At 52.2% G+C, this 7,474-nt stretch carries 8 protein-coding genes; 3 read left to right on the forward strand and 5 right to left on the reverse strand.

Annotated features, from left to right (window positions below):
* The first annotated feature begins 54 nt into the window (after positions 1-54).
* From rpsO to CHR62_RS07615, 3 genes are all read left to right on the forward strand, one after another.
* Positions 55-324 (forward strand): 30S ribosomal protein S15, encoded by a 270-nt coding sequence (gene rpsO / locus CHR62_RS07605; protein WP_093969153.1) that lies wholly within the window; start codon positions 55-57, stop codon positions 322-324.
* A 91-nt stretch (positions 325-415) separates the two neighbouring features.
* Positions 416-2,566, forward strand: a complete 2,151-nt coding sequence (gene pnp, locus CHR62_RS07610) for a polyribonucleotide nucleotidyltransferase (protein WP_123660517.1) — start codon at positions 416-418, stop codon at positions 2,564-2,566.
* A 144-nt stretch (positions 2,567-2,710) separates the two neighbouring features.
* A complete protein-coding gene (locus CHR62_RS07615) occupies positions 2,711-3,349 on the forward strand; it encodes a carbonic anhydrase (protein WP_123660518.1) in 639 nt (212 codons plus the stop codon).
* A 323-nt stretch (positions 3,350-3,672) separates the two neighbouring features.
* Here the strand turns inward: CHR62_RS07615 and CHR62_RS07620 are convergent, their stop codons facing one another.
* Genes CHR62_RS07620 through CHR62_RS07640 form a run of 5 tightly spaced genes read right to left on the reverse strand, consistent with a single transcriptional unit; the run spans position 3,673 to position 6,788 of the window.
* Positions 3,673-4,698, reverse strand: a complete 1,026-nt coding sequence (locus CHR62_RS07620; RefSeq protein ID WP_233574909.1) for an integrase — start codon at positions 4,696-4,698, stop codon at positions 3,673-3,675.
* Positions 4,698-4,904: a DUF4224 domain-containing protein gene (locus CHR62_RS07625; RefSeq protein ID WP_123660519.1), complete on the reverse strand. Its 207-nt coding sequence runs from the start codon at positions 4,902-4,904 to the stop codon at positions 4,698-4,700. The genes CHR62_RS07620 and CHR62_RS07625 overlap by 1 nt, the downstream gene beginning before the upstream one ends.
* Positions 4,905-4,954: 50 nt before the next feature.
* The gene (locus CHR62_RS07630) at positions 4,955-5,209 is read right to left on the reverse strand and encodes a hypothetical protein (RefSeq protein WP_123660520.1); all 255 of its coding nucleotides are present in this window, start codon (positions 5,207-5,209) and stop codon (positions 4,955-4,957) included.
* A gap of 56 nt (positions 5,210-5,265) precedes the next feature.
* Positions 5,266-6,534 carry a DUF1173 family protein gene (locus CHR62_RS07635; protein WP_123660521.1) on the reverse strand — a complete coding sequence of 423 codons (1,269 nt, stop codon included), beginning with the start codon at positions 6,532-6,534 and terminating at the stop codon, positions 5,266-5,268.
* The gene (locus CHR62_RS07640; protein WP_123660522.1) at positions 6,531-6,788 is read right to left on the reverse strand and encodes a hypothetical protein; all 258 of its coding nucleotides are present in this window, start codon (positions 6,786-6,788) and stop codon (positions 6,531-6,533) included. Before CHR62_RS07640 ends, CHR62_RS07635 begins: the two co-directional genes overlap by 4 nt.
* Between the last annotated feature and the right edge of the window lie 686 nt (positions 6,789-7,474).

Raw genomic sequence — 7,474 nt, forward strand, 5'->3', positions numbered from 1 at the left:
TTTTAATCTCACGTCAGGGCACCTCGGCCCTGTCGCCAGTCTTCGAGGTCTAGTATGTCTGTAGCAGAAATCAAAAAATCAGAAATCGTTTCTCAGTTCCAACGCGCTCAAGGCGACACTGGTTCACCAGAAGTTCAGGTCGCGCTGCTTACCGCACGCATCAACGAACTTACCGGCCACTTCAAAGAGCACAAAAAAGACCATCACTCGCGCCGCGGTCTGCTGCGCATGGTCAGCCGTCGCCGTAAATTGCTCGATTACCTGAAGGGTCGCAACCCCGACGCTTATCGCTCGCTCATCGAAAAACTCGGTCTGCGTAAGTGATATCTGGGGCGGGTTCCCCAAATGTATAACCGTGCGCACCACGAAATCTATCGTGGTGCGCACGGTTTTTTAATTGTAAGGATAGTCAATAATGTTCAATAAAGTGACCAAGTCGTTTCAATACGGCCAGCACACCGTGGTTCTCGAAACGGGCGAAATCGCCCGTCAGGCCGGCGGCGCCGTCGTTGTCTCGATTGACGACACTGTTGTATTGGCAACGGTAGTCGCGGCCAAAAAGGCCAAACCCGGTCAAGATTTTTTCCCACTCACTGTCGATTACGTCGAAAAAACCTACGCTGCTGGTCGTATTCCCGGTGGTTTCTTCAAGCGCGAAGGTAAGCCCTCCGAAAAAGAAACACTGACATCGCGTCTTATCGACCGCCCGTTGCGCCCCTTGTTCCCCGAGGGTTTCTACAACGACGTGCAGGTCATCATCCACACGTTGTCGGTCAACCCCGAAGTCGACCCCGACATCCCCGCCATGATCGGCGCGTCCGCCGCACTGGCTATTTCGGGTATTCCGTTTAATGGCCCCATTGGTGCTGCGCGCGTCGGCTACATCGACGGCCAATACCTTATCAACCCCACGACCACCCAGCTCAAGTCCTCCAGCATGGACCTGATTGTTGCGGGTACCGAAGCGGCGGTGCTGATGGTCGAATCCGAAGCCAAGCAACTGCCCGAAGATGTCATGTTGGGCGGTGTGGTCTACGGTCACGAGCAAATGCAAACCGTCATCAATGCCATTCACGATCTGGTCGCCGAAGCCGGCAAGCCAGAATGGGATTGGCAGCCTGCAGCCAAGAACGAGCCACTTATTACGGCCGTGAAAGCTGTAGCAGGCGACGACTTGTCTGCTGCGTATCAAATCCGCGAAAAACAGGCGCGTACCGAAGCTGTGCGTAATGTGTACGCCAACGTCAAAGCCAAGCTTCAAGAGCATGCGGCAGCCAAAGAAGAAGCGGCTCCCGATGTTGTCGAGGTTGAGAATATTCTGTTCGAACTTGAGTCTGCCATTGTTCGCAGTCAGATTCTTTCGGGCGAGCCCCGTATCGACGGCCGTGACACGCGTACCGTGCGTCCGATCAGCATCCGTTTGGGCGTGCTTCCTCGTGCCCACGGCAGCGCATTGTTCACTCGTGGCGAAACTCAGGCACTGGTTGTTGCTACGCTGGGTACCAAGCAAGACGAACAAATCATCGACTCCATCATGGGCGAGTCGCGCGACCGCTTTATGTTGCACTACAACATGCCTCCGTTCGCTACAGGCGAAACAGGCCGTTTTGGTGTGCCCAAGCGTCGCGAAATCGGTCACGGTCGTTTGGCCAAGCGTTCGCTTATTTCCACGCTGCCTGCTGCCGACGAGTTCCAGTACACCATTCGTATTGTGTCCGAGATCACTGAATCCAACGGTTCGTCGTCCATGGCGTCGGTTTGCGGTGGTTCGTTGGCCATGATGGATGCCGGTGTTCCTGTTAAAGAGCACGTTGCCGGTGTAGCCATGGGGCTTATCAAAGAGGGCGGCAAGTTCGCCGTGCTTACCGATATTTTGGGCGACGAAGATCACCTGGGCGATATGGACTTTAAAGTAGCGGGTACCGTTAATGGTATTACTGCGCTGCAAATGGACATCAAAATCCAGGGTATTACGAAAGAAATCATGCAGGTTGCTTTGGCACAAGCGCGCGAAGGCCGTTTGCATATTCTGGGCAAAATGCAAGAAGCCATCGACGGCTCGCGCACCGAGCTGTCGGCGTTTGCGCCGCGTATGATTTCGGTCAAGATCAACCCCGAGAAAATCCGTGACGTCATCGGTAAGGGTGGGGCCACCATTCGCGCACTGACCGAAGAAACCGGTACGCAAATCGATATCTCCGACGATGGCACCATCACGATCTCCAGTGCTGACCTCGATCGTGCTCACGAAGCCGAGCGTCGCATCAAAGAGCTGACTGCCGATGTCGAAGTGGGTCAAGACTACGAAGGTCCGGTATTGCGCCTGCTCGACTTTGGTGCGATCGTTCAGGTATTGCCCGGTCGCGATGGTTTGTTGCACATCTCCGAAATCGCCAACTATCGCATCAACAACATCAACGACGTGCTGAAAGTGGGCCAGGTTGTTAAAGTCAAGGTCATCGAGGCCGACGACAAAGGCCGCCTGCGTTTGTCCATCAAGGCCATTGGTGGCATCGAAGCACAGGGCGGGCCTGCCGCGCCCGCTGCGTCTGCGCCCGAGGCCTGATTCTCGTAGTGATCGGGTCTGACGTGTATTTTTCAGGCCCGATAGCTGCGATAAAGCACAAAAAGTGCACCCGGTCGGGTTGCATTTTTTGTGCTTTTTTTTGTGGCGCGTGACTCACCAACAACAACATCAAGAGGTCATTTAATGTTTCCAGAACGACTCACCGAAGGCTATCAACACTTTCTCGATGGCCGCTTCCAGACCGAAAGCAGACGCTACCAGAAGCTGGCCGAAAAAGGACAAAACCCTGAAATTATGTTGATCGGCTGTTGCGACTCGCGCGTCTCGCCCGAAGTGATTTTTGACGCGGGTCCAGGCGAAATGTTTGTCGTACGTAACGTGGCTAACTTGGTGCCGCCCTTTGAGGCAGACACCGAATCTTCCTATCACGGTACTAGTGCCGCTATCGAATTTGGCGTCAATGGCTTAAACGTCAAGCATATTGTGGTGCTTGGCCATGCATCGTGCGGTGGTGTCAAAGCCTTTCATGACAACGCCAAGCCGTTAAGTCAAGGCGATTTCATTCGCAAATGGATGTCGCAGATTGAACCGGTTGCCGAGCGCCTTGGGGCCTCGACAGGCGACTACAAGGCAGACCTGAAACGCCTTGAACTGGCTGTTGTCGAAGCCAGCTTGAATAACCTGATGACGTTTCCGTTCATTCGTCGTCGTGTCGAGGCCGGCGAGATTGAGTTGCACGGGGCATATTTTGGCGTAGCGACCGGGTTGCTGTACTTGCGCAACCCTGCCTCGGGCCATTTCGAACCATGCCTGGAGCAGTAATCGGCGGGGCAGGGCGTCTGGCGTCAAAGGCGCTTAAAGCCCGGCTTGGTTGGCCGGCGCTGACGAGTGGGTGTCCCACGCTAATGGGCAAAGAGCCCGGGCATAAAAAAACCGCGTAAACACAAATTACGCGGTTTTTTTTCGCCGTTAAGCGTTGAATATGTTATTTGGTGCGTCCAGCCGGAATCGAACCGGCACGATCAAAGATCGAGAGATTTTAAGTCGCTTATCGAAATGGCTTAACCATGCGCTTTTCCGCGTGAAATGTTCCGCATTTCTCTGATACGTCGTCACTATGACGATTTTGCTATGCGGAACATAGGCTAACGCACTGTACGAAGCTTTTCCGGTCTGGTTCGGTAATGCTTTCGAGTGACGTGAATGCTACTGTGTTGTAGCAACTGCGACGCCTCCTCAATTGTTTCAACCATGTCGCTGGCTCGTTTTCTCATGTCCCTGAGAAACATTTTTCTAATCTCTTTTGCTAATGTTTCATTGCCATTGGCTTCGGCTTTTTTTGCCGCACTCTCACGCGCCTCCTCCCATCGCGCCCGTAGCATTGAATACGTAACTTTTCGGCCGGTAGATGTCGATAGAAACATATCGTGATCAGCTTTTATGGCTTCTCTACGCTTGAGAATTGCGGATAGTGTTGGCGACGATTCGATCTCGAAATAAGCTGGCTTACCTGTTTTGCTGGCAGAAATGATTAATTTGCCGTTGACTGGCATCAAGATCGTATGGGCGTCCGTGATTCGAAGCGCAGTAGCTGTTGATATGTCCATGCAGTCTTTTAGAACCTGGTCAGCTTCATCATATACAGCGTCGAACAAGTCATCTGTGACCTCGAACGTTCGTGCCTTCTCCTTGTTCTTCCATCCTGATCTTTCCATGCCAGCTGCTGGCCAGGGCTTGTCAGTTAACCCTTCTAGGCGTGCCCAGTTCCAAACAATGGACAACAAGGACATTTCGCGGTTGGCTTGTGTTTTTGCGCTTCTGGCCTTTAGGTATCCTTTTAAATGCGATACCGAGATGGCATCCCAAGTTGACATGCCAAATGCCGGGCGTATCTTGCGCAAATGACGCACATATCCGTCTCGGGTGCCTTTATTTTTGTAGCCTGGAAGAACTTCTTGTTCCCAACGTGCAAACGCTTCTTCAAGCGTTCCTGCTATGCGTGGTTGGTGATTATGAATTTCCTCCCAGCGGACAATGGCCTGGTCATAATCAGTACCTAGAGGCACATCAGGCTTGCCCGTTCCTCGCATATCGTAAAAATAATATATGACGACGCGTCCACTTTTGCGCTTTCGCGCATGATGACGCAGTTTCGGGAATGTGTTAACCATCAACGTACCATCGAAAAATCAGGCTCAACTGATTTTTTAATTTTGCGTCCTTCAACCCAAGCTGTAACGTGTTCGGAAAGGACGATAGGTCGCCCTGACACTTCTTTATAAGGAATGCCAAGCTGGTCAAGGACGTTCTTTTGCTTTGCAGCCAGATGGTAGCCTGTCAGCTCGACAAGGTCCGCTTTTGGCAGAATCGTTGTCATAGGATTCTCTCATCATTCAGTGATCACTTGCCATTAACGCGCCTGCGTTTTTAGTCGCGCAATTTGCGTAGTTGTTTAAGGGGTCCTCTTACAGAACCTACAGCAGTTAGCAGCGGATTAATGTCGGCTTCAGAAAATAGAAGTCCCTGCAAGTCGCTACGGGTGATTCTTCTGAGAAGGTTTTCAAACAGCTCGGCTTGCTCGGGATTTCTAAAAACAACATAGACCCGAATCGGTGTGATTTGAGTCGAGTTGTCGGCCTGGTCGCATGGAGGGCCGTGCTCGTGCTTGTTTAAAGTATTCACGGAATCATTACCTTGTTTGCCAACCCAGGTTGTTCGGGCGACGCCGCGCCCGTGGGTCATTGGTGGTCAGTAGGGAAGTCGGGAACCTGGTCCCCGGCGGCGCCATTCCAGGACCACCAGTTGCCTGGTCCGTATTGGGCGTCGTAATGTGAAATCTTTTCTTGTTTGCGCGCTTGGTAATCGGGTGTCGCCATCCCCCACACTTCCATGGGGATAGGTGCGCCTCGATCTTTGAGCCAGAAGTCTGGAAATACAGCGTCCTGGCTATCAAAGCGCAGCGGCTTTTCAAATCGACGTTGTTCAGCAACAAGCTTCTCGGCAATCAAGGCCTCAAAGCCGGAGTCAACAGGAATCCATTCTTTGGTGACCCACATCAGTGCCAGATTAATAACTTCGGCCTGCAGCGCGCCAGCGACAATTGTGGGTGCATCAGTTTGCGCAATGACGATAGTCGGTTGCGCAGTGAACCAGGCTCCCAATTCGCGTGCATAGCGTTGTTGCCAGAGCTCCCGCACTTCATCGCTAACGACCAGGTGTGGGATGCCATGAAAGCCTGCAATTGGTAAGGTCGGTGATGCTTCGAGGCCTTCGCGGTATCGTGCTAGCGGTGCCACAACCACAAGTCGCCTGCGTTCGTCGCTTGCAGAACGCGCCTTGGCTTCGTTGAGCTTGCTTTGTGCGGTATCGGCGCCGGGTGTGCCAATCAACAGGTTCTGGGCCAGCTTGACGCGTCCTGCGTAGGTTGTCATCGCAACACGCATTAAGTGGTGGTGCACAATACCCAGATTGCGCTTACCTTCCATGGCTGGCGACCAGGTGTTCAGTCCAGCATTTGTCCACAAGAAATGCAGCAGACCCAGCAGGGTCATACTCGATTGGCCAGCGCGCGTACTTTTGGTCATTGCCGGCCCCTTTGGCATCACGTCGCTTTCTTCAGGGGCTTTGGTAAGGCGCTGTTGCAGACCGACTTTTAGCTTGATTTTGACGTTACCGTCATCCAGCTCTTCGACAACTCCGCGTTTGTAGGCACCAAGGCCTGAGGCATTGGGATCGACCCCGAAGAATACGCAGTCTTCAGCATGTTCAGGGCCCGTGTCCGGGAAGCGTGCAAGATGAAAGTGATCTGAGTTAGAGCGACTATGCACTGAAAGCCGCTTTTCACCAGCGCCAAGGCACTGACACCGGACAACAGCTTTACCGTGAGCCATCATTAAGACTTTTTTCCATGCTTGGCTGTATTGAGCTTCGGTCTGGAATGAGGGGCTGTAGGTTTGGGTTTGTTCGCCCAGACTAATCAGCACCGGGTAAATACGTTGGTCTTTCATTGCTGCTCGCTGTTAAGTTTGAACTGTTGGGCGAACTCCCAGACTTGCTCTTCTACTTGGTCAGACAATACTTGAGCCTTGTTGACGTCACCTGATCGGGCCATTTCGTCGTTGAATGCCTTGCTGCCTTCGTTCAGCGCAAGAAGCTCACCGAAACTCAAAAAACCACTGCCATCGTTGTCTGGGGCTGAGTAATGGACGTATTCATCTTCAAGCTGATGGCGCAATTGCTCAAGGTCGAGGGGATTAGTCATGCTTCACAGGTGGTTGGACGCGATCAGGGCCAGATTTGATCTTTTAGACGGCCAAGGACTGCATAAACTTTGTAGAGCTGAGCGGGTGTCAGCCCTTCAAAGCCGTTGTCATAGACTCGCAAGATTTCTGCGGACTCATCGGCTGTAAGTGTTACGGCTAGCGTGCAATCAGTCACTATGTGTTCATAGGGAAATTGTTCGGATTTCATCGCTCATACTCTTGGTCAATGATTGGTCAGGTTACGTTAAGGATTTGTTATTCATAAGTGTTTCGGTTACGTCGCACTAATTGTTTTCTAGTTATCAACAGTTTTTGTGGATAACCAAGATTTGGTTTGATGAGTGTTTAGCGGCTAAACAGATGAGTAAGACTTGAATGCGCTCGGCGCTGGAAAACGACGCTTAAAGCTTTAGTTCAATCGGATTTTCAAGTCGCTTTGGGTATCCAACACCCAAAGCCATACATCTCGTAGGCGATAGTCGTTTTGAGTGCCGTGAACCACATAATCACCACGGACGCTGATTGACACTGGAAACAATTCGCCATGAAGCGCCCCGGTTTTCGTGGAGGCCGGTTGGTTTAAGTTAGACCTCGACGGCGACCTTTTCAGTCAGCTGTCGGTAATAGTTTTCTTCAGCCTCTGCCGGTGGAATATACCCGATGGGAGCCAGCAGGCGATGATGGT

The sequence above is a fragment of the Pusillimonas sp. NJUB218 genome (genome assembly GCF_003788685.1).
Lineage (GTDB): Bacteria > Pseudomonadota > Gammaproteobacteria > Burkholderiales > Burkholderiaceae_B > Neopusillimonas.